Annotated in this window: 18 protein-coding genes; 14 read left to right on the top strand and 4 right to left on the bottom strand. The window is 35.7% G+C overall.

Annotated features, from left to right (window positions below):
* The first annotated feature begins 435 nt into the window (after nucleotides 1-435).
* From rne to metA, 6 genes are all read left to right on the top strand, one after another.
* Nucleotides 436-3,123, top strand: a complete 2,688-nt coding sequence (rne, locus tag J6569_RS02435; protein ID WP_296317429.1) for a ribonuclease E — start codon at nucleotides 436-438, stop codon at nucleotides 3,121-3,123.
* A gap of 248 nt (nucleotides 3,124-3,371) precedes the next feature.
* On the top strand, nucleotides 3,372-4,130 hold the full coding sequence (locus J6569_RS02430; RefSeq protein WP_238786423.1) for an ABC transporter permease subunit: 759 nt from the start codon (nucleotides 3,372-3,374) through the stop codon (nucleotides 4,128-4,130).
* Nucleotides 4,123-4,983, top strand: a complete 861-nt coding sequence (locus J6569_RS02425) for an ABC transporter permease subunit (protein WP_065589645.1) — start codon at nucleotides 4,123-4,125, stop codon at nucleotides 4,981-4,983. The genes J6569_RS02430 and J6569_RS02425 overlap by 8 nt, the downstream gene beginning before the upstream one ends.
* A gap of 2 nt (nucleotides 4,984-4,985) precedes the next feature.
* The gene (locus J6569_RS02420) at nucleotides 4,986-5,975 is read left to right on the top strand and encodes an oligopeptide/dipeptide ABC transporter ATP-binding protein (protein ID WP_065589644.1); all 990 of its coding nucleotides are present in this window, start codon (nucleotides 4,986-4,988) and stop codon (nucleotides 5,973-5,975) included.
* Between the two features lie 22 nt (nucleotides 5,976-5,997).
* The gene (locus J6569_RS02415) at nucleotides 5,998-6,810 is read left to right on the top strand and encodes an ATP-binding cassette domain-containing protein (RefSeq protein WP_065589643.1); all 813 of its coding nucleotides are present in this window, start codon (nucleotides 5,998-6,000) and stop codon (nucleotides 6,808-6,810) included.
* A 211-nt stretch (nucleotides 6,811-7,021) separates the two neighbouring features.
* Nucleotides 7,022-7,954 carry a homoserine O-succinyltransferase gene (gene metA, locus J6569_RS02410; RefSeq protein ID WP_296317426.1) on the top strand — a complete coding sequence of 311 codons (933 nt, stop codon included), beginning with the start codon at nucleotides 7,022-7,024 and terminating at the stop codon, nucleotides 7,952-7,954.
* A 155-nt stretch (nucleotides 7,955-8,109) separates the two neighbouring features.
* On the opposite strand, the gene dtd is transcribed toward metA, so the two are convergent.
* The 4 genes from dtd to rpsT form a co-directional block, all read right to left on the bottom strand.
* Nucleotides 8,110-8,544 (bottom strand): D-aminoacyl-tRNA deacylase, encoded by a 435-nt coding sequence (dtd, locus tag J6569_RS02405; protein WP_296317424.1) that lies wholly within the window; start codon nucleotides 8,542-8,544, stop codon nucleotides 8,110-8,112.
* A gap of 7 nt (nucleotides 8,545-8,551) precedes the next feature.
* The gene (locus J6569_RS02400) at nucleotides 8,552-9,385 is read right to left on the bottom strand and encodes a virulence factor BrkB family protein (protein ID WP_218055834.1); all 834 of its coding nucleotides are present in this window, start codon (nucleotides 9,383-9,385) and stop codon (nucleotides 8,552-8,554) included.
* A 23-nt stretch (nucleotides 9,386-9,408) separates the two neighbouring features.
* On the bottom strand, nucleotides 9,409-9,951 hold the full coding sequence (locus J6569_RS02395; protein WP_167370035.1) for an SPOR domain-containing protein: 543 nt from the start codon (nucleotides 9,949-9,951) through the stop codon (nucleotides 9,409-9,411).
* A 198-nt stretch (nucleotides 9,952-10,149) separates the two neighbouring features.
* Nucleotides 10,150-10,413 carry a 30S ribosomal protein S20 gene (gene rpsT, locus J6569_RS02390; RefSeq protein ID WP_025316521.1) on the bottom strand — a complete coding sequence of 88 codons (264 nt, stop codon included), beginning with the start codon at nucleotides 10,411-10,413 and terminating at the stop codon, nucleotides 10,150-10,152.
* 224 nt (nucleotides 10,414-10,637) lie between these two features.
* Between rpsT and pgk the strand changes: the two genes are divergently transcribed.
* The 8 genes from pgk (at nucleotide 10,638) to rpoC (ending at nucleotide 24,013) form a co-directional block, all read left to right on the top strand.
* Entirely contained in the window at nucleotides 10,638-11,801 is a 1,164-nt protein-coding gene (gene pgk / locus J6569_RS02385) for a phosphoglycerate kinase (RefSeq protein WP_296317422.1), read from the top strand.
* 73 nt (nucleotides 11,802-11,874) lie between these two features.
* Complete coding sequence (gene fbaA, locus J6569_RS02380; RefSeq protein WP_085163872.1) at nucleotides 11,875-12,954, top strand: class II fructose-bisphosphate aldolase; 1,080 nt, start codon at nucleotides 11,875-11,877, stop codon at nucleotides 12,952-12,954.
* 187 nt (nucleotides 12,955-13,141) lie between these two features.
* On the top strand, nucleotides 13,142-13,570 hold the full coding sequence (gene rplK, locus J6569_RS02375; RefSeq protein ID WP_034884321.1) for a 50S ribosomal protein L11: 429 nt from the start codon (nucleotides 13,142-13,144) through the stop codon (nucleotides 13,568-13,570).
* Nucleotides 13,571-13,573: 3 nt separating this feature from the next.
* Complete coding sequence (gene rplA / locus J6569_RS02370; protein ID WP_034910418.1) at nucleotides 13,574-14,275, top strand: 50S ribosomal protein L1; 702 nt, start codon at nucleotides 13,574-13,576, stop codon at nucleotides 14,273-14,275.
* Nucleotides 14,276-14,506: 231 nt separating this feature from the next.
* Nucleotides 14,507-15,004 carry a 50S ribosomal protein L10 gene (gene rplJ / locus J6569_RS02365; RefSeq protein WP_065589635.1) on the top strand — a complete coding sequence of 166 codons (498 nt, stop codon included), beginning with the start codon at nucleotides 14,507-14,509 and terminating at the stop codon, nucleotides 15,002-15,004.
* A 58-nt stretch (nucleotides 15,005-15,062) separates the two neighbouring features.
* Nucleotides 15,063-15,431: a 50S ribosomal protein L7/L12 gene (rplL, locus tag J6569_RS02360; protein WP_034884317.1), complete on the top strand. Its 369-nt coding sequence runs from the start codon at nucleotides 15,063-15,065 to the stop codon at nucleotides 15,429-15,431.
* A gap of 245 nt (nucleotides 15,432-15,676) precedes the next feature.
* Nucleotides 15,677-19,705, top strand: coding sequence for a DNA-directed RNA polymerase subunit beta (rpoB, locus tag J6569_RS02355; RefSeq protein WP_065589634.1), 4,029 nt, complete (start codon nucleotides 15,677-15,679; stop codon nucleotides 19,703-19,705).
* A gap of 90 nt (nucleotides 19,706-19,795) precedes the next feature.
* Nucleotides 19,796-24,013 (top strand): DNA-directed RNA polymerase subunit beta', encoded by a 4,218-nt coding sequence (gene rpoC / locus J6569_RS02350; RefSeq protein ID WP_085163874.1) that lies wholly within the window; start codon nucleotides 19,796-19,798, stop codon nucleotides 24,011-24,013.
* Nucleotides 24,014-24,361: the final 348 nt, after the last annotated feature.

The following is a 24,361-nucleotide window of genomic DNA, read 5'->3' as shown; positions in this document are numbered from 1 at the left end:
AATTTTATCCTTGTAATGCAGCAATGGCGTTAGACATTACAGTTTTTCAAAATAAAATAGCGTAAGTAGAATCATTATAATTAGATAATATGTTTATTTTAAACAATTGCATAAAGATTTAGTTTATTTGCTAAAGCCGTTAAGAAACATAGGTTTGCAAATTAGCCATATTAATAGTGTCAATAAATTATACAATTAGGTTTTTTTAAATATTTAGTGCTTTTTAATTTAGCATGTTACTTAATGTATGATATTGATGTTGTGTAAGCGGTATCAGGTTCACATAAAATAATAACAAAAATAACATAAATAAAATAATGAATGCTGTATACCAATATTTAGTTAAGTACCATTATTCATCATTGTTAAAATAATCACTTATCAATAATAAGATTCTACCTACTGTTAATTAAGATTAATCAAGAGTGTAGAATAATGAAAAGAATGCTAATCAATGCAACCCAGCAAGAAGAGCTGCGAGTTGCGCTTGTTGATGGTCAACGATTGTATGATTTAGATATCGAAAGCCTTGGACATGAACAAAAAAAAGCGAATATTTATAAAGGTAAAATCACTAAAATCAATCCAAGTTTAGAAGCCGCTTTTGTTTCGTATGGTGGTGAGCGTGATGGTTTTTTACCTTTAAAAGAGATTGCTGAAAGCTATTTCCCATCTAATATTTCTGGTCGTCGTAGTATTAAACATCTACAGGAAGGTCAAGAAGTCCTTATCCAAATTGAAAAAGAGATTCGTGGCAAAAAAGGTGCGGCTTTAACCACCTATATTAGTTTAGCTGGTAGCTACTTGGTGTTGATGCCTAATGATCCTCGTGCTGGCGGTGTTTCGCGCCGTATAGAAGGTGAAGAAAGAGCAGATCTTAAGCGTATTATTGATGCAATTGCAAAGCCAAAAGGCATGGGTGTTATAGCTCGAACGGCAGGAGTTGGTAAAAGCCAAGAGGAGTTGCAACAAGATTTAGATGCATTAGTTAACTATTGGACAGCAATTCAAAACGAAGCCAAAAAACATCCTGCACCAAGTTTGATTCATAAAGAAAGTGATATCATTACTCGTGCGTTTCGTGATTATTTGCGTGATGATGTTGGTGATATTTTAATTGATAATCCTAAAGTACTTGAGATTGCTAAAAAACGTTTAGCTGATTTGGGACGAGTTGAGTATATCGGTCGCTTAAAGCTTTATGAGGGTGATGTGCCATTATTTAATCATTTCCAAATTGAGGGGCAGATTGAATCGGCATTTCAGCGAGAAGTTCGCTTACCTTCTGGTGGTTCAATTGTTATTGATGCCACAGAAGCGCTTACAGCAATCGATATTAACTCGGCTAAATCCATTCGTGGTAGTGATATTGAAGAAACAGCATTTAATACTAACCTTGAGGCAGCCGAAGAAATAGCTCGTCAACTACGTTTACGCGATTTAGGTGGTTTGATTGTTATCGATTTTATTGATATGACACCAGTCCGTAATCAACGTGAGGTAGAAAACCGCTTAAAAGAAGCGATGAAAACCGATCGTGCACGAATTCAAACCACGCGAATTTCACGCTTTGGTTTACTTGAAATGTCGCGCCAACGTTTAAGCCCTTCATTACGCGAAGCAACGCATCACATTTGCCCTCGTTGTCAAGGTACAGGCACAGTTAGGGACAATAATTCATTGTCTTTATCTATTCTTCGATTGATTCAAGAAGAAGCAATGAAAGATAATACAGTACAAATCGATGTCATTGTTCCTGTGCCAATAGCGAGCTACTTACTCAACGAAAAACGTCGTGCTATCACCAATATTGAAAGTATGCATCCTGATGTCAAAATTGTGATTGCTGGCGATGAAGAGATGGAAACACCATTGTATAAGGTGATTCGTAAGCGTAGAGGCGAAGAAACAGATGTACTGAGTTATAATCTTCCAAAATTGATTCGTGAACTTGAGGAAGAGGAAGAAGAGCAACAAGCTGTTGAAGTTATTGTTGAACAAGCTGTATTATCTGGACCTAAAGTTGAAGCTTGTGCAACACCAAAAGAAAAGGTAGAGTCAAAAACTATAAAATCAGGCGGTCTGTTTAGTGGATTATTTGGTAAATTACGTAAAATGTTTGTTACTGAAAAAGTAGAACCACAGCCAGAAGTTAAAACAAGACCGACTAAAAGACGGGATAATCAACGTTCAAACAATCGACGTCAACGTAATCACCGAAATAACAATGCTGCTAATAATGGTAATTTTGTTGCAGCAGGTAATATTGACGAGGTTAAAGAATCAAGTCGAAATAATCGCAGAGCTAAACAAAATAGTAATTCAAATGCTAATTTGTCAAACTCTGAAAACAATCTTAAGGCAGATAGAGTTGTCGAGGAAGTGGTACAACCAAAACTGCGTGAGGCTAAGCCAAGACGCCAACAACGAGCATTAACTAAAAGTGTTCGTGTGAAAAATAGTAATGCCATGGCTATGGTGCAAACTGAACAAGAACGAGTTATTATTCCTTCTTTATTATTACCTATTATTGTTTCAGAATCAGCTGAGGACAATATTGTATCGGAAATTCAACCGAAACGTCAGCGCCGTACTTCAAGACATTTACGAATGAATGGCCAACGTAATAAACGCCGTGTTCGTAATGTAGAACTAAAACAGTCTCCAATACCATTGCCGTTTGCTGCAGCATCATTGGAATTAGCTTTAGGTCGTGTTGTTGTTGATTACAGTCAAATAGCTAATTATGAACCACATAATGTGGTACCTGTCATTCCATCGCTTTTACTTCCTGTTATTGTTAAAAATGAGGAAGATGTAAGTAGAACTGCTAGTGTTGATGAGGTATCAAAAGCTCCCATATTTGTAAGTGTTCAAGAGGATTTTAACGTTAGTGAGAAAAATGATAATGATCTTGTAATTAATGATTCACACTCAATAGGTTATTCCTCATCAGCAATGACTAAAGCACCTGCACCAGAATATGTGACTTATGATGTTGAAATAAAATCGCGTGAAGAATCAGATTATCATTTTGAAGGTAAAGGTAATGCTGGTGGTTTAAGTGCTCAGGATCATGCTTATGCCGCAGCAAGTAAACCAGTAATACTGGATAATCAATAAATAGATTAAAACACGGTGGCGTGGTTATGTTGCCGTGTTTTAATTAATTATAATAGCGATAAAGATAAATAATGATTATCTATATTTTCAAGAAAATAGTAACGTTTTTGTTTATTATCTGCGTATTAGCTCAGATTAGTTTTTGTTTAGTTTATTTTAGCCCTCACTCAACATTTAACATTAATAATTTAAGCTTTTTGGATGCCTACAGTGCTTTTTTTAAACAGTTGCTGCAGGGGCAATTCAGATTGTTAACTGGAGAAACAGTGCCGTTTCTCCATACACTATTGGCTACATTTGAACTGTGCATTCTTGCTTTATTCGTTGCTTTACTGATTGGATTGCCATTGGGAATTTTTCTTGGACTTAGTAATATTCATTGGTTAAATAATATTATCCGTTTAGGATCTTTATCTTTGTATTCTTGCCCTATAGTTATGGTTGTTATTATTGTTATGTATTGGTTATCGCCAACTTGGTCGATATCGATGAATTTTAATGTATCGCCATCAGTAGCTGGAACTTCGTTATTGGATCTTTTAATTTCATCAAAAACAGATAAATGGCATATGATATTGGGCCAACTTCACTATTTGTTTTTGCCGATCATTATTTTAGCTATTCAACCAAGCATTATGACTATTCAACTCGTTAGCCAGAATGTAAGAAATACATCACGACAGAATTTTATTAAAATGGCGATTATTCGTGAACGATCACCGTTTAAAATTTTACGCCGCCATTTATTACCTAATTCCATTCCTGCAACTATTCCACAGCTGACTTATAATACGACAACACTACTTTTTTCAACTATGGTAATTGAAATTTTATTTAATCGAGTAGGATTGGGGCAATGGGTGATGCTTGCTTATCATCATCATAATTATTTTGTTATTTCTATTGCCATTTTAGCCTGTGGCACTGTCATCAGTTTGTTAACGTTATTGGGCGAAATTTCGGCGGTAGTTATTTATCCTTTACGTCATAAGGAACATTATGTCTAGGCGAGCAAGATTGCTTCAAAATGTCAATTTAAGCTTTAATCGGTTGCATAGTAATTTCTACTTAGTTGTTGGCCTTTATGGCATATTGGCGCTTGCCTTTGTGGCATTATCAACCAAATGGTTCTTTCATGCTCATTTAAACCCTATTTACCCAACTTCATTACCACCTGCTTGGTGGTCTAATGGTGATATTAATCATGTATTAGGTACTAACGCTAAAGGACAAGATATTTTTGATTATTTGTTAATTGGTTATCGCTCAACTATGTCAATGACCTTAAAGGCGGTTTTTTATGTGGTAGTCATTGGTGGGTTAATCAATTATTTAATGTTTTTTATATCATTTATACGCCCTTTTATATTATTTGTTTTTAAATTTTGTATGGTAGTACCACCGTTACTTGGTGTGATTGTTATTAGCTTATTATTAGAAGATGACATTACTAATATTTTATTGGTAATAGGGTTATCTTATACGCCACGCTTTATTTATAATATTCATCAGCGTGCCATCAATGAATGGAATAAAACATATATTACGGCCTATAGACTTGATGGATTATCTTCCTTTACAATTTTTAATCATTATATTTTACCTAATATTTTACCTATTTATTTGACTGAAATTGTTTCGCTATTTGGTTCGATTATTTTAACTATTACTACTATAACTTTTTTAGGTTTTGCTAATGATGTTTCTCGACCAGATTTAGGTATGATGATGTTTCAAATGAAAGATATCATTGCAACTAATTATTTAGCCTTTTTATCTCCGGGAATTGCGGTTTCTGCTACAATTATTTTGGTTTATTTATTCAATTTTGGATTATATGGCCGTCGAGCAGGAACTTAATTATGGCATTGTTAGATATTCGGAATTTAACCATTGAGTTTATTACACCAGATGGTCTTTTACGTGCAATTGATCGTGTAAATTTAAAGTTGTCAGAAGGTGAAATTCGAGGTTTAGTTGGTGAGTCAGGATCTGGAAAAAGCCTTATCGCTAAAGCTATTTTAGGTGTGACTAATCATAATTGGAAGATTTCAGCTGATCGATTTTATTTTAATGACATTGATTTACTTAAACTCACTCCTAGACAGCGCCGAAAAGTCATTAGTGCCAATATATCGATGATATTCCAAGAACCACAATCTTGCTTAGATCCTTCCATGAAAGTAGGACAACAGTTAATTAGTGCAATTCCAAGAAGGACATTTAAAGGGCATTGGTGGCAAAGGTTATTTTGGCGTAAACATCGAGCGATTGAGTTATTGCATCGGGTAGGAATTAAGAATCATAAGGAGATATTAAAATCTTATCCGTTTGAATTGACTGAAGGTGAATGTCAAAAAGTCATGATTGCAATTGCGTTGGCTAATCAACCTAAGCTACTTATTGCTGATGAGCCGACAAATGCGATGGAAGCAACTACTGAAGCACAAATTTTTAGGTTGCTAGCTAGTATGAATCAAAATGTGGGTACCACTATCTTATTTATTAGTCATGATCTGCAAATGGTTACCAGATGGACTGATCGTATCAATGTTTTATATTGTGGACAGACAGTTGAAGTTGCAGATAGTAAAGATTTAATTAAATCGCCTTATCATCCTTATACTCAGGCGTTAATTTATGCAATTCCTGACTTTGGTAAAGCGATGCCGCATAAAAGTCCTTTAAATACTTTGCCTGGAGTGATCCCATCATTAGAACACCTACCAATAGGTTGTCGATTAGGTCCTCGTTGTCCATATGCCCAGAAAAAATGTATTTTGGCGCCAGAATTGATACCGATAAAAGATCATTTCGTAGCCTGTCATTTTCCGTTAAATACTGATGAGTAGCCATAAATAATAGGAATATACGATGAATCCAATATTAAGAGTGCGTAACTTATCTAAGCAATTTAAAATTCCTAAAGGATTTCTGGGACATTTATACATTAATGCGGTGAAGCCATTATCGTTTTCTCTTAATGAAGGTAAAACGCTTGCAATTATCGGACAAAATGGCTCTGGCAAATCGACACTCGCAAAAATGTTAGTTGGTATGATAAAGCCTGATAGTGGAGATATCTGGATTGACGGTAATAAAGTTCAATACGGCGATTATAGCTATCGTTGTCAACTAATTCGTATGATATTTCAGCATGTAGAAAGTTCATTTGATCCACGATTACGTATTGGGCAATTGCTTGAAATCCCATTAAAGTGTAATGCTAATTATGATGCTCATGAACGTGAAAAGTTAATTAGAGATGTATTGAAGCAAGTTGGATTGTTACCTGAACATGCCTCTTATTATCCTTCAGTGATGGCTGCGGGGCAAAAACAGCGAGTAGCATTAGCTCGAGCATTGATTTTAAAACCTAAAGTGATAATTTTAGATGAAGCATTAGCTGCACTTGATATTTCGATGCGTTCACAAATTGTTAATTTAATGCTGATGTTACAAGCTGAACAAAATATCTCTTATGTATATGTTACTCAAGATATTGGGATGATGAAACATATCAGCGATGAAATTTTAGTTATGCATAATGGCGAATTGGTTGAATATGGTAATACTGCTGAAGTATTAGCTTCACCGCTGAGTGATATTACCCAAAAATTAATTAATAGCTATTTTGGTGAAGCGCTTACTGCAGATACTTGGCGTACCGATACTCGTACTTTTTAATTAACAAATCTATCGGAGTGATTTTGATTTTTGCATGAAGTAATACACATTTCTTTAGAATGTTTGTTAATTTGTAATTTGATTATTCTGATGATTTTGTTAAATAAAAAATCTCGACAAATAAATTAAAAGATACTATATTTAGCTATATAGATTTCTAGACGTCTATTTTGATGTTTAAAAATTACTTACCGATTTAGGAGTTTTTGTTATGCCTATTTGTATTCCTGACTCATTACCTGCGGTTGATGTATTACGTAATGAGAATGTATTTGTTATGACTTCATCGCGTGCTAATACCCAAGAAATTCGACCTCTTAAGCTTCTTTTTTTAAATTTAATGCCTAAAAAAATCGAAACAGAAAACCAATTTTTACGCTTACTTTCTAATTCGTCTTTACAAGTTGATATTCAGTTATTACGTATTGATCAGCGAGAGTCTAAAAATACGCCTATTGAACATTTAAATAGTTTTTATTGTGATTTTGATGATATTTGTGAGCAAAATTTTGATGGGTTAATTATAACAGGTGCCCCACTAGGGAAAGTGGCTTTTTCCGATGTTGTGTATTGGTCTAAGTTAGCCAAAATTATTACTTGGGCAAAGGATCATGTTACTTCAACTATGTTTGTTTGTTGGGGTGTTCAAGCTGCTTTGAATGTCTTATATGATTTACCAAAATTTACTCGCACGCAAAAGTTATCGGGTGTTTTTCAGCATCATATTGTACAAACTAATGCGATTTTAACACGTGGTTTTGATGATACCTTTTGGGCTCCTCATTCTCGTTATGCTGATTTTCCAATTGATAAAATAAAAACATATACCGATTTAACTATTTTAGCTGAGTCTGATATTACCGGTCCTTATTTAATGGCTACAGCTGATAAGCGAATGGTGTTTGTAACAGGTCATCCTGAATATAATTCTTCAACGTTGGCAAATGAATATTATCGAGATTTAAATGCAGGTATTCATCCTGATATGCCATATAATTATTTTCCTGATAATAATCCTCATTTAACACCAAAAGCCACATGGCGTAGCCACGCTTACCTATTATTTAGTAATTGGCTCAACTATTATGTTTACCAGTTAACTCCATTTGATTTAACTACTCGAAATTTAACGATTGATGACTAATAAAGGTTAGCCGTATCTTATAATCAAATTTTGTTAGGTTGTTGCTAGATTTATTTAACAATAACCTATTTAAATTGGATCTTACAATGCCAAATATTAAATAATAATTGGTAAAACTTGCGAAATATTATCTAAATGTAATTTTAGTTATATAACTAGACTTGTAACCAGAATGTTACAGGACCATCATTAATCAATGATACTTGCATGTCAGCTGCAAATTGGCCTGTTTGAGTTGTTATTTTTTGTTGGCATTGTTCTACAAAAAACTGGTAAAGCCTATTTGCTTCATCGGGTTTAGCGCCTTTTGTAAAGCTTGGTCGCATTCCTTTTTTAGTGTCTGCAGCTAGGGTGAATTGAGAAATAACTAATATTTCGCCATTAGCTTGGTTAACATTTAAATTCATTTTTCCTTCATTATCGCTGAAAATACGATAACCTAAAACTTTATCACATAAACGAATTGCTTTTTGTTCGTCATCATCTTGCTCAACTCCCAGGAAAATCAGTAAACCCTGATTAATCTGCCCAATGATATTATTGTCTATTGTCACACTAGCTTGTTTTACTCGTTGGATTAAGGCGATCATAATTTAATTACTCTGGTAAAGAAGGGTTGTTAACAATATGTTTTTTTTGTCGATTATAGTCAGTTAAGGTTGCTGCAAATTCGGCCCCAAACAAGACAATGCACCAAGAAAAATAGATCCAAACTAACATAATGGGGATTGATGATACTACTCCGTAAATAAGTTGATATGTTGGAAACGAAGTAACATATAGTGCAAATGCGCGTTTACCTATTTCAAATAATGCTGCAGCGACAAACGCTCCAATCATCGATTCTTTTAAAGGTACAGACTCGGTCGGGATAATGCTATAAAGTAGCCAAAATCCAATCATAGAAATAATAAATGGTAAGCAATTAAGTAGTATATTACCCGTTGTTGCGGTAGATAGCCATTTCAATGAAAAAATATAAGAGCTAATCGCTATACTAGAACCAATTAAAATTGGGCCTAAGGTTAGTATTGTCCAATACATGGTTAGATTGTACATGAAGGAACGTTTGCGTTTAGTTTGCCAAATATGATTAAGTGCTGTATTAATTGAGTTGATAAGCAACAGTGATGTAACAATCAGACCAATTACACCAACAAAGGTCATTTTTTTTGTATTGGAGATGAATTGTTCTAAATAATTTTGAATGGTGTCACTCGCCGTTGGAACAAGATTGTTATAGATTAATTGTTTCAATAAATGGCTAATTTCATCAAACATAGGAAAAGCTGAAAGTAAAGAAAAAATAACGGTAATAAGTGGAACTAGTGCTAGTATAGTGGTATAAGCAAGTCCCGCAGAAGATGTTGTTAGCCGGTCATGGTTGATACGATTCCATAACATTTTTATAAAAATCTGTATTTGTGTCATTGATCTCATCGGCTTTTTATATTCTAGTTAGAAATAACACAATTATTAATCCCATTACTATTTAATAAGTTTAATGTGATATCGGCTTCTTTTTTACTGGTATAAGGTCCTACTGTGACTCGATATAATTGGCCTGAAGAAATATTGCCACTAACCCCAGTCATTGCAAGCTTAGCTTTTAGTTTATCAGCATTCGATTTATCTTTAAATGCTCCACATTGCAATAGCCATTTGTTTGTAATAGCTTGTGTTGGTTGTGATGTTACATTTGATGTTTGGTTTTGCGTTGTTGCTTCTTTTTTAGAAGACGTCACACTGCGTGAATTATTAACAAAGCTATTTAGGATTTGCTCTCTTTCACTAGCAATTGAACTTGACGCGGAACCATAATTAGCATTAGGAGTTTCTAATTCCTTAAGGTATGTCCAACGCTCTTGAGGTTGTTCAGGTAAAGTTATTGAAGGAGGTTGAGTTTTTGTTTTTGGCGGTTCAGCGGTTTTTTTAGGTGTATTATTTGCAACAAAATAGAGAATAGCAGAAAATAAAATAATGATTATAATAGCCAAAAATATCATAAAATTAGGCTTATTTCGTGACTTACTTTTTTTTGATTGGCTCTTTTTTCTGACATAATCACGCTGAACCACAATAAACTCTCTTTTTAATAATATTGTGTAAAATAAAACTAGTATATAAATAAAAAAAGTGGCTTACACCACTTTTTTTCGTATTTCTTTAACTATGTTAGTTAAAAAATTAATGTATTAAGCCAACGCTTTAATTTGTTTGATTAAATTTGCTTTATGACGTGCAGCTTTATTTTTGTGAATTAAGCCACGAGCCGCTTGACGGTCAACAACTGCTTGCATGTCTTTGAATGCCACTTCAGCTGTTTGTTTATCACCAGCTGCAACAGCTGCGTAAACTTTCTTAATATAAGTACGCATCATTGAACGGTTACTAGCATTATGTTTACGGCGTTTTTCGGATTGAACCGCACGCTTCTTAGCTGATTTGATATTAGCCAAAGTCAACTCCCAAGTTTAGATAAAAATTACATATTAATAAGATGGCAAAATATGCCTTAATTTCTTCCTATTGTCAATGGCGTTACATAAAAAAATATGTTGGTAGTTTTTGTATTTATTATTAATGTTTATTATTTGCACAGCAATCCCTATAACCTAAAAAGAATTTTTATGTTAGAATAGCGTAAGTTTTATTTTATTTATATTTTACAAGGGGAAGTATCATGTCTATTATTAGAATGCAAGATCTTGATCTAAAAGGAAAACGCTTATTTATTCGCTCAGATCTTAATGTGCCGGTCAAAAATGGTAAGGTAACTTCCGATGCGCGTATTAAAGCATCACTACCTACTATTGAAGAAGCCATCAAAAAAGGTGCTAAAGTAATGGTTACCTCTCATATTGGCCGTCCAACAGAAGGTGAGTATAATCCAGAGTTCTCTTTACAACCTGTTGTTGATTATTTAAAAGAACACGTGTCATTCCCTGTTCGTTTAGTAAAAGATTACCTCAATGGTGTAGATGTAAAAGAAGGCGAATTAGTTGTACTTGAAAACGTTCGTTTCAATGTAGGCGAAGGTAAAGATGATGAAGCTTTGTCTAAAAAATACGCTGCTCTTTGTGATATTTATGTAATGGATGCATTTGGTACAGCTCACCGAGCTCAAGCTTCGACTCATGGTGCTGGTAAATTTGCGCCAGTGGCTTGTGCTGGGCCATTGTTAGCAGCTGAACTTGATGCGTTAGGTAAAGCATTAGATAATCCAGCAAGGCCAATGGTTGCTATCGTTGCCGGTTCTAAGGTATCAACAAAATTAACCGTACTTGATTCTTTATCAAAAATTGCTGACCAAATTATTGTTGGTGGCGGTATTGCTAATACTTTTATTGCCGCTGAAGGTTATAATGTAGGTAAGTCTCTTTATGAAGCAGACTTAATTCCAGAAGCTAAAAAATTAATGGCTAACTGTGAAATCCCAGTTCCAACTGATGTTCGTGTTGCAACAGAATTTAGTGAAACAGCAACAGCGACTGAAAAATCAGTTAAAGATGTTAAAGAAAATGAACAAATTCTTGATTTAGGTGATAAATCAGCAGAAGTATTAGCAAATATTATCAAAAATGCTAAAACCATTTTATGGAATGGTCCAGTGGGTGTTTTTGAATTTCCTAATTTCCGTCGTGGTACTGAAATTGTATCCAAAGCAATTGCCGATAGCGAAGGTTTTTCAATTGCTGGTGGTGGGGATACATTAGCTGCAATCGATCTATTTGGTATTGAAGATAAAATCTCTTATATTTCAACTGGTGGCGGGGCTTTTCTTGAATTTGTTGAAGGTAAAAAACTACCCGCTGTTGCGATGTTAGAAGCTAGAGCAAAGGCCTAGTATTTGAGTTCAGTAAAAGGATGAGATAATTACTCATCCTTTAATTTTTATAAATAAATTTATAGGTAATAAAATGGTTACTAAGATTTCTGATGTTGTTAAACCTGGTGTTGTCACTGGTGATGATGTTCAAAAAGTATTTCAAATCGCTCGCGAAAATAACTTTGCATTACCTGCGGTTAACTGTGTTGACACAAATACTATCAATGCCGTTATTGAAACAGCCGCAAAAGTAGGTTCTCCTGTTATTGTTCAGTTTTCTAACGGTGGAGCTCAATTTATTGCTGGTAAAGGCCTAAAATTAGAAGGTCAAGAATGTGCTGTGTTGGGTGCTATTTCTGGCGCAAAACATGTTCATCTTATGGCTGAAAAATATGGAGTCCCTGTTATAGTTCATACTGATCACTGCGCTAAAAAATTACTTCCATGGGTTGATGGGTTACTGGATGCAGGCGAAACTCATTTTGCTAAAACAGGTAAACCATTATTTTCATCTCATATGATTGATCTTTCAGAAGAGTCATTAAAAGATAATATTGATATTTGTTGTCAATATCTTGCTCGTATGTCAGCAATGAAAATGACTTTAGAGTTAGAGCTAGGATGTACTGGTGGTGAAGAAGATGGTGTTGATAATAGTCATATGGATAGCTCAGCACTTTATACTCAACCAGAAGATGTAGCTTATGCTTATGAACGTTTAAGTGCTATCAGTCCTCGTTTTACTATTGCAGCTTCATTTGGTAATGTGCATGGAGTTTATAAACCAGGTAATGTTAAATTAACGCCAAAAATTTTAGATAACTCACAAAAATATGTATCTGAAAAATATAATCTACCAGCTAAATCATTAAACTTTGTATTTCATGGTGGATCAGGTTCTACACCGGAAGAAATTGCTGAAGCAGTTAGTTATGGTGTAATTAAAATGAATATTGACACAGATACGCAATGGGCTAACTGGTCAGGTATTTTAGATTACTACAAAGCAAATGAAGCTTATTTACAGGGGCAATTAGGTAACCCTGAAGGTGTTGATGCTCCAAATAAAAAATACTACGATCCTCGCGTATGGTTACGTAAGGGACAAGATTCTTTAGTTACTCGTTTAGAACTTGCATTTAAAGAGCTTAACGCTGTAGATGTTCTTTAATTTTTATGTAATTTAGGATTAAAGCAAGGTATTTGCCTTGCTTTTGATTTATCTATACTTAAATTAAATCTTGCATTTTCAATTAAGTTATAGGATAATTCTGCCCTCATTTAACTTAGGGGAGCTGTCTATTTATTAATAATTATTATTAATAGAGGCGTTTGCACCCAAGCAAAGGAAACTAGAAATGGCAAAAAAAGTACAAGCTTACATCAAGTTGCAAGTTGCAGCTGGTGCAGCAAATCCTAGTCCACCAGTTGGTCCAGCACTTGGTCAACATGGTGTGAATATTATGGAATTCTGTAAAGCATTTAATGCTAAAACAGAAAGCATGGAAAAAGGATTACCAATTCCTGTTGTAATTACAGTTTATTCTGACCGTTCATTTACATTTGTAACTAAAACACCTCCAGCAGCTGTTTTGTTAAAGAAAGCGGCTAAAATCAAGTCTGGTTCAGGTGAACCTAATAAGAAAAAAGTAGGTAAAGTAACAAGTGCACAAATTCGCGAAATTGCTGAATTGAAAGCTGCAGATATGAATGGTGCGACCATTGAAACGATGATGCGTTCTATTGAAGGAACAGCTCGTTCAATGGGCTTGGAAGTGGAGGGTTAATTCATGGCTAAATTATCTAAGAAGGCTAAACTTATCCGCGAAAAAGTAAACGCAACTAAACAATATGAAATCAATGAAGCAATTACTTTATTAAAAGAATTAGCTACAGCGAAATTTACAGAAAGTGTTGATGTTGCTGTTAATTTAGGTATTGATTCACGTAAATCAGATCAAAATGTTCGTGGTGCGATCGTTCTTCCTCATGGTACTGGACGTAGCGTGCGTGTTGCTGTCTTTACTCAGGGTGCAAATGCAGAGGCTGCAAAAGAAGCTGGTGCTGAATTAGTGGGTATGGACGATCTTGCAGATCAAATCAAAAAAGGCGAAATGGATTTTGATGTCGTAATTGCATCACCTGACGCTATGCGCGTTGTTGGTCAATTAGGTCAAATTTTAGGACCACGTGGTTTAATGCCAAATCCTAAAGTTGGAACTGTAACTCCTAACGTTGCAGAAGCTGTAAAAAACGCTAAAGCTGGTCAGATCCGTTACCGTAATGATAAGAATGGTATTATCCATACTACTATTGGTAAAGCTGATTTTGATGCAGATAAGCTTAAAGAAAATTTAGAAGCATTACTTGTTGCGTTGAAACGTGCAAAACCAGCCTCTTCTAAAGGTGTATTTATTAAGAAAGTTAGCCTTTCTACTACAATGGGTGCTGGTGTTGCTATTGATCAAGCAACATTAAATGCAACTGTTTAATTATTATTTATAATTAAATAGAGAAATCGGTTGGTGTCTGGCCTTAACCAGACCCCGTCCAAGACCGTAGGTGTGGTTGTTGTGTGACTACTTAATTTTCCTACGTAGACGGTGACAGAACCTGATAAGATATAATAGAAGGATTCTGCTCATCGTGGTTGTGCTAGCTATATTTGTAGCTAGCTTGAATAAGTCTAGGCTTTTGCCTAGTATAATCCAGGAGCAATACCAATGGCACTAAATCTTCAAAATAAACAAGAAATTGTTGCTGAAGTCAATGAAATCGCCAAAGGTGCGCTATCTGCAGTTGTTGCTGATTCTCGAGGCATAACTGTAGAAAAAATGACTGCATTACGTAAATCTGCTCGTGAAGCGGGTGTTTATATGCGTGTTGTTCGTAATACGCTATTACGCCGTGTTGTTGAGGGCACTCAATATGAGTGTTTAAAAGATACGTTTGTTGGTCCAACTCTAATTGCATTTTCAAATGAGCACCCAGGTGCTGCAGCGCGTATTTTTAAGGCGTTTGCGAAAGAAAATGAAAAATTTGAGATTAAAGCCGCAGCCTTTGAAGGTGAGTTGATTACTGCAGCGAATATTGATCGCTTAGCAACATTACCTACATATGAAGAAGCATTAGCTCGCTTGATGTCAACCATGAAAGAAGCCGCAGCTGGCAAATTGGTTCGTACTCTTGCAGCGGTTCGCGATCAAAAAGAAGCTGCTTAATTGGCGGTTTGATTGTGAATTTTATTAATTAAAAAATGTAAATTTGGGAAACTATATTATGTCTATCACTAAAGAACAAATTTTAGATGCAGTTGCTGAAATGTCTGTTATGGATGTTGTTGAGCTTGTATCAATGATGGAAGAAAAATTTGGTGTTTCTGCAGCAGCAGCTGTAGCCGTAGCCGCAGCAGGTCCAGCTGAAGCAGCAGAAGAGAAAACTGAATTTGATGTAATCTTAAAAGATGTTGGTGCTAATAAAGTAGCTGTTATCAAAGCAGTTCGTGGTGCAACTGGTTTAGGCTTAAAAGAAGCTAAAGACCTTGTTGAATCAGCTCCAGCAACAGTTAAAGAAGGCGTTAGCAAAGCCGATGCTGATGAACTTAAGAAAGCACTTGAAGAATCTGGTGCAGTTGTCGAGCTTAAATAAGTTTATCGATATTCCGATAAATGGCTGGGGGTTTTATACCTCCAGCCTTTTTGCGCTATAATAAGTTAAAGAATTTTATTTGAAGATTATCAATAAAAAATAATAAAGAAATAGTATATTTATTAAGCCTAATCAATTGATATTTATAGATATTTTCGATGAGGTGTCAGGTGTATCAGTTGGCGATAACACCCTGATGAATATTTAATCATGCTAAAATAGCAGATAAGCAAGTTGAGGAACTAATGGTTTACTCTTATACCGAGAAAAAACGAATTCGTAAGAATTTTGGTAAGCGTCCACAAGTCTTGGATATACCGTATCTTCTTTCTATTCAACTTGATTCGTTCCAGAAATTTATTGAGCAAGATCCAGAAGGACAATATGGCTTAGAAGCTGCATTCCGTTCAATATTTCCGATAAAAAGTTATAGTGGTAACGCTGAGTTACAGTACGTGAGCTTTATGATGGGCGAACCTGTGTTTGATGTTAAAGAATGTCAAATTAGAGGGATCACTTACTCAGCACCGTTGCGCGTAAAATTACGTTTAGTTATTTATGATAAAGATGCGCCAGAGGGAACAGTTAAAGATATTAAAGAGCAAGACGTCTATATGGGCGAAATTCCTTTAATGACAGACAATGGTACATTTGTGATAAACGGTACAGAGCGTGTAATCGTATCGCAATTACATCGTAGTCCAGGTGTGTTCTTTGATAGTGATAAAGGTAAAACGCACTCTTCTGGTAAAGTTTTATATAATGCTCGGATTATTCCTTATCGTGGTTCTTGGCTTGATTTTGAATTTGATCCAAAAGATAATCTTTTTGCTCGTATTGACCGTCGTCGTAAACTTCCAGCAACAATTATTTTACGTGCATTAGGTTATGAAACAGAAGAAATTTTAGATATTTTCTTTGAAAAAACTATTTTTGAAGTTAGCAAATCTAAGTTAAAAATGGATCTTATTCCAGAGCGTTTACGTGGTGATACAGCACTATTTGATATTGAGTCAAAAGGTAAAGTTTACGCTGAAAAAGGCCGACGTATTACAGCTCGTCACATTCGTGAGTTAGAAAAAGATAAAGTTAGCAAAATTGATGTACCAGTTGAATATATTGTTAACAAAGTTCTTGCTAAAAATTATGTTGATGAAGAAACAGGTGAGGTAATTGCTTTTGCCAATACACCGATTTCACTAGAACTATTACTTCAATTAACGAATGCTGGCTATAAAAAGATAGAAACATTATTCACTAATGATTTAGATCATGGTGCATTTATTTCTGAGACATTAAATGTTGATTCAACTCGTGACCGACTTGGAGCATTAGTTGAAATTTATCGCATGATGCGTCCAGGTGAGCCACCTACAAAAGAAGCAGCTGAAGCGTTATTTGATAATTTATTCTTTTCTGAAGAACGTTATGATTTATCTGCTGTTGGTCGAATGAAGTTTAACCGTTCATTAGGGCGTGATGACATTGAAGGTGAAAGCGTTTTAACGAAAGATGATATCGTTGACGTAATGAAGAAATTAATCGCTATTCGTAATGGTCACGGTGAAGTTGATGATATCGACCATTTAGGTAATAGACGTATTCGTAGTGTTGGTGAAATGGCAGAAAACCAATTCCGTATTGGTTTAGTTCGTGTTGAACGAGCAGTGAAAGAACGCTTATCTCTAGGTGATCTTGATTCACTAATGCCACAAGATATGATTAATGCTAAACCAATTTCAGCAGCGATTCGTGAATTCTTTGGTTCAAGTCAGTTATCTCAGTTTATGGATCAAAACAATCCACTATCCGAAATTACGCATAAACGTCGTATTTCAGCTTTAGGACCAGGTGGTTTAACGCGTGAACGAGCAGGATTTGAAGTGCGTGACGTACATCCAACGCACTATGGACGTGTCTGTCCAATCGAAACGCCTGAAGGTCCAAACATTGGTTTGATTAATTCATTAGCAGTTTATGCTCGTACCAATGAGTATGGCTTTTTAGAAACACCATACCGTCGTGTTATTGATGGTATTGTAACTGATGAAATTACCTATTTATCAGCGATTGATGAAAGTGAATTTGTAATTGCTCAGGCAAACTCAAATCTTGATGAAAATGGTCGTTTTAAAGAAGATTTAGTAACTTGTCGTTTAAGTGGTGAATCGGGTTTATATAGTCCTGAACAAATTCATTATATGGATGTATCAACTCAACAAATCGTATCAGTTGGTGCTTCATTAATTCCGTTCCTTGAACATGATGATGCGAACCGTGCCTTAATGGGTGCGAACATGCAACGTCAAGCAGTACCAACCTTAAAAGCTGAAAAGCCGTTTGTTGGGACTGGTATGGAACGTGCAGTAGCTGTTGACTCGGGTGTAACAGCGGTTGCTCGTCGTGGTGGTACAGTTCAATATGTTGATGCATCGCGTATTGTGGTTAATGTTAATTCAGATGAAATATATGCTGGTGAAACAGGTATTGATATTTATAACTTAACTAAATATACACGGTCTAACCAAAATACTTGTATTAACCAAATTCCATGTGTGGAATTGGGAGAAAAAGTTGAGCGTGGTGATGTACTTGCAGATGGTCCATCTACTGACTTAGGTGAATTGGCACTAGGGCAAAATATGCGAGTGGCATTTATGCCATGGAATGGTTATAACTTTGAGGATTCTATTTTAGTTTCTGAAAAAGTGGTACAAGACGACCGTTTTACCTCGATTCATATTCAAGAGTTATCTTGTATTTCTCGTGATACAAAATTAGGTGCAGAAGAAATTACGGCGGATATTCCAAACGTAGGTGAAGCAGCACTGTCTAAACTTGATGAATCAGGTATTGTATACATCGGTGCTGAAGTAAAAGGTGGCGATATTCTGGTTGGTAAAGTGACACCTAAAGGTGAAACTCAATTAACGCCAGAAGAAAAATTACTACGTGCTATTTTTGGTGAAAAGGCATCTGACGTTAAAGATACCTCATTACGTGTGCCAAATGGTGTTTCAGGTACTGTTATTGATGTTCAAGTGTTTACTCGTGATGGCGTAGAAAAAGATAAACGTGCAATTGAAATCGAAGAGATGCAACTCAAGCAGGCGAGAAAAGATTTAACTGAAGAACTTAAAATCTTAGAAGCTGCATTGTTTGCTCGAATTCGTGATGTATTAATTTCAGGTGGAATCAAAGCGGATAAATTAGATGCTTTACCACATCAAAAATGGCTAACAATTGGTATTGCAGACGAAGATAAACAAGCTCAATTAGAACAGTTGGCTGAACAGTACGACGAAATAAAAACAGAGTTTAACAAAAAACTTGAAGCTAAACGTATGAAGATTACTCAAGGCGATGATCTACAGCCTGGCGTTCTTAAAATCGTTAAAGTTTACTTGGCAGTTAAACGTCAAATTCAGCCTGGTGATAAGATGGCTGGTCGTCATGGTAACAAAGGGGTTATTTCAAAAATTAATCCAATTGAAGATATGCCATATGATGAAAAAGGTCGTCCAGTTGATATCGTATTGAATCCGCTAGGTGTTCCGTCCCGTATGAATATTGGACAGATATTAGAAACTCATTTGGGTATGGCTGCTAAAGGTATTGGTCAGAAGATCGATGCTATGTTAAAAGAACAGCAAGAATTAGCTAAATTACGTGAATTTATTCAAAAAGCGTATGATCTTGGTTTAGGTGCTGCGCAAAAAGTTAATGTTGCACAATTCACTGATCAAGAAGTGATGACTTTAGCACAAAATTTACGTAATGGTATGCCATTAGCAACACCTGTATTTGATGGTGCTAAAGAGCAAGAAATTAAGGCATTACTTGAACTAGGTGACTTACCAACTTCTGGTCAAATTACTTTGTATGATGGTCGTACAGGTGAAAAATTTGAACGTCCAGTTACTGTAGGTTATATGTATATGCTCAAATTGAATCACTTAGTTGATGACAAAATGCATGCTCGTTCTACAGGTTCATACAGTCTGGTTACTCAACAACCATTGGGTGGTAAAGCTCAATTTGGTGGTCAACGTTTTGGTGAGATGGAAGTGTGGGCACTTGAAGCATATGGTGCAGCTTATACCTTACAAGAAATGTTAACTGTTAAATCAGATGACGTAAACGGTCGAACTAAGATGTATAAAAATATTGTAGATGGTGATCATCGTATGGAGCCTGCGATTCCAGAATCATTTAATGTACTATTAAAAGAGATTCGTTCGCTAGGTATAAATATAGAGTTAGATGAAGAGTAATTTTCTCTAACTTAAATGATTTCTATTTATAGGGATAACTTATTAGTAATAATAAGTTATCTAATTGGTTTAACTCCATAGGAGTCAATTGTGAAAGACTTATTAAAGTTTCTAAAAGCACAAACAAAAACTGAAGACTTTGATGCTATCAAGATAGGCCTTGCTTCTCCTGATATGATTCGCTCATGGTCTTTTGGTGAAGTCAAAAAACCTGAAACAATCAATTATCGTACGTTCAAACCTGAACGTGATGGATTGTTTTGTGCACGTATTTTCGGACCAGTAAAAGATTATGAATGTTTATGTGGAAAATATAAACGTCTAAAACACCGTGGTGTTATTTGTGAAAAATGTGGAGTTGAAGTAACTCAAGCTAAAGTACGTCGTGAACGTATGGGGCACATTGAACTTGCATCTCCAACTGCTCATATCTGGTTTTTAAAATCATTACCTTCTCGCATCGGTTTATTACTTGATATGCCACTTCGCGATATTGAACGAGTGCTTTATTTTGAGTCATTTATGGTTCTTGATGGTGGCATGACTAATTTAGAGCGAGGTCAGATTTTAACTGAAGAGCAATATCTTGACGCGTTAGAAGAGTTTGGTGATGAGTTTGATGCTCGTATGGGTGCTGAAGCTATCCAAGAATTATTGCGTAATATTGATGTGCAAGCAGAATGTGAAGCTCTACGCGATGAGCTAGCAACTACTAATTCTGAAACTAAGCGTAAAAAACTAACTAAACGTATTAAGATTATTGAAGCATTTATTCAATCAGAAAACAAACCTGAATGGATGATCTTAAATGTATTACCTGTGTTGCCACCAGATTTACGTCCATTGGTTCCACTAGATGGTGGGCGTTTTGCAACATCAGATCTAAATGATCTTTACCGTAGAGTTATTAACCGTAATAACCGTTTAAAACGTTTATTGGATTTAGCTGCACCAGATATTATTGTACGTAATGAAAAACGCATGTTACAAGAATCTGTTGACGCATTATTAGATAATGGTCGCCGAGGTCGTGCGATTACAGGTTCTAACAAACGCCCATTAAAATCCCTTGCTGATATGATCAAAGGTAAGCAAGGTCGTTTCCGTCAAAACCTGTTAGGTAAACGTGTTGACTATTCGGGTCGTTCTGTAATTACTGTAGGTCCATACTTGCATTTGCATCAGTGTGGTTTACCGAAGAAAATGGCACTTGAATTATTCAAACCATTTATTTATGGGAAATTAGAACGTCGCGGTTATGCAACAACCATTAAAGCTGCGAAGAAAATGGTTGAGCGTGAAGATGCAATTGTTTGGGATATCTTAGATGAAGTTATTCGTGAACATCCAGTATTATTAAACCGTGCTCCAACATTACATAGATTAGGTATTCAGGCATTTGAACCTATCCTAATTGAAGGTAAAGCGATTCAATTACACCCACTAGTTTGTGCGGCATTTAATGCTGACTTTGATGGTGACCAAATGGCGGTTCACGTTCCATTAACGTTAGAAGCTCAGTTAGAAGCACGTGCGTTAATGATGTCAACCAACAATATTCTTTCACCTGCAAGTGGAGAACCTATTATCGTTCCTTCTCAGGACGTGGTTTTAGGTCTTTACTATATGACTCGTGATAAAATTAATGCCAAAGGCGAAGGCATGGTATTAACTGGTCCTAAAGAAGCTGAAAAACTATACCGTTTAGGCCTAGTTGAATTGCATGCTAAGGTTAAAGTTCGTATTACTGAAAGCCAACGAAATAGTGTAGGTGAATGGGAAGATACTACCTCGATTGTTGATACGACTGTCGGTCGTGCAATTCTATGGTTAATTATGCCAAAAGGAATGAACTTCTCTGTTATTAATCAGCCTCTTGGTAAAAAAGCGATCTCTAAGATTTTAAATATTTGTTATCGCCAATTAGGTATGAAAGATACGGTAATTTTAGCCGACCAAATTATGTACACTGGATTTGCTTATGCAGCACGTTCAGGGGTATCTGTTGGTATTGATGATATGGAGATTCCAGCTAAGAAATCACAAATCATCAATGAAGCTGAAATTGAAGTTGCTGAAATCCAAGAGCAATTCCAATCAGGTTTAGTAACTGCTGGTGAACGTTATAATAAAGTTATCGATATTTGGGCTGCAGCTAATGAACGTGTTGCTAAAGCCATGATGGATAACCTATCAACTGAAAAAGTCATTAACCGTGAAGGTGAGGAAGAAGTTCAATCTTCTTTCAATAGTATTTACATGATGGCCGACTCAGGTGCACGTGGTTCTGCTGCACAGATTCGTCAGCTTGCCGGTATGCGTGGTTTGATGGCAAAACCAGATGGTTCGATTATCGAAACACCAATCACAGCGAACTTCCGTGAAGGATTAAACGTACTTCAGTACTTTATTTCTACTCATGGTGCGCGTAAAGGTCTTGCCGATACTGCATTAAAAACCGCAAACTCAGGTTACTTAACTCGACGTTTAGTTGACGTTGCACAAGATCTAGTGGTAATCGAAGACGACTGTGGCACCTTAGAAGGTGTGGTCATGACCCCAGTTATTGAAGGTGGTGATGTTAAAGAACCACTTCGTGAGCGTGTATTAGGTCGAGTCACAGCTGAAGATGTATTAAAACCTGGTAGTGCAGATATCTTAATTCCACGTAATACTTTACTTGATGAAAGTAAATGTGACTTACTTGAAGCTGAATCGGTAGATAGCGTTAAAGTACGTTCAGTCGTTTCGTGTGATACTGATTTTGGTGTTTGTGCAAAATGTTATGGACGAGATTTGGCTAGAGGTCATTTGGTTAATAAAGGTGAAGCCATCGGCGTTATTGCTGCGCAATCAATTGGTGAACCAGGTACTCAGTTAACCATGCGTACGTTCCATATTGGTGGTGCGGCATCGCGAGCTGCTGCTGAATCAAGTGTGCAAGTTAAAAACAAAGGTAGTATTAAATTAACTAATGCTAAATTTGTAACTAACCCAGATAAGAAATTGGTTATTACTTCGCGTAATGCTGAATTAACTATTATTGATGAATTAGGTCGAATGAAAGAAACCTATAAAGTTCCTTACGGTTCGATTTTAAGTAAAGGTGATGGTGTAACAGTTGATGCGGGTGAAACCGTTGCTAACTGGGATCCGCATACAATGCCAGTTATTTCAGAAGCAAAAGGTTTTGTTCGTTTTGTTGATATGGTTGATGGACAAACTATTACTCGTCAAACTGATGAGTTAACTGGTTTATCATCTATTGTGATATTAGACGTAGCTGAACGTACTGGGGTGGGTAAAGATTTACGTCCAGCAATTAAAATTGTTGATGCTGAAGGTAAAGATATTTATCTTACTGGTACAGAAATGCTTGCACAATACTTTTTACCAGGTAAAGCGTTAGTACAGTTAGAGGATGGTGCAGAAATCAATATTGGTGACACACTTGCTCGTATTCCACAAGCATCTGTTGGTACCAAAGATATCACCGGTGGTTTACCACGTGTTGCTGACCTATTTGAAGCTCGTAAACCAAAAGAGCCTGCTATTTTAGCTGAAATTGATGGTATCATTTCATTTGGTAAAGAAACGAAAGGTAAACGTCGTTTAATTATCACTCCGTTAGATGGTAGTGAACCATATGAGGAAATGATTCCAAAATGGCGTCAACTTAACGTATTTGAAGGTGAACAAGTTGGTCGTGGAGATGTAATTTCTGATGGACCTGAATCGGCTCATGACATTTTACGTCTACGTGGTGTTAATGCTGTAACACGTTATATTGTAAACGAGGTTCAAGAAGTTTATCGTCTACAAGGTGTAAAAATTAACGATAAACACATTGAAGTTATTGTGCGCCAAATGTTACGTAAAGCAACAGTTATCCATCCTGGTGGCTCTCGCTTGCTTGAAGGCGAACAACTTGAAGTTTCACGCTTGAAGATTATCAACCGTGAACTTGAGGCTCAAGGTAAAGAACCAATTGTTTATTTACACGATCTACTTGGTATTACCAAAGCATCATTAACGACTGAATCGTTTATTTCTGCAGCTTCGTTCCAAGAAACGACTCGCGTCTTAACAGAGGCAGCGGTAGCTGGTAAAAATGACGAATTACGTGGCTTAAAAGAAAACGTAATTGTTGGTCGATTAATTCCAGCTGGTACAGGTTATGCTTACCATAAGGAACGTTTACGTAAACGAGCAATGCCATCGACTGATGAGATTCAAACAACAATTTCAGCTGAAGAAGCTACAGCTAATTTAGCTGAGTTACTAAATTCAGCTGAAGAAAATCAATAGTCTCATTAGATTTGATTCATAAATAGCACGCATAGCGTGCTATTTTTTTATATGATGACTAAAAGTCATAAATATAAAAAGTATAGGCATGTATGTTGTAATGAATCGTCTTTACCTTTCACAAGAGAAAATAGAAGAAAGCTATGCGCTGTTTTCTACAGAGTGGATGTCTAAAGTGGATTTTAAAGCTTAAGTTAATTTTGCATAATTTGCTCATAGTCTTAAATAGCTAAGTATAAAAAGATTAATTTTTTAAATATTAAAAAAATCAAATAAAATCAATAGCACACCTGAGCGTTTTTGGAAAAATAAACTAATTTTTTAATTTTTACCTATTTTTTACAATGT

The sequence above is a fragment of the Gilliamella sp. genome (assembly GCF_024104075.1).
Classification (GTDB): domain Bacteria; phylum Pseudomonadota; class Gammaproteobacteria; order Enterobacterales; family Orbaceae; genus Gilliamella; species Gilliamella bombi.
Note: the sequence above shows the minus strand (reverse complement) of the source record. Positions and strands in the feature narration are given on the sequence as shown.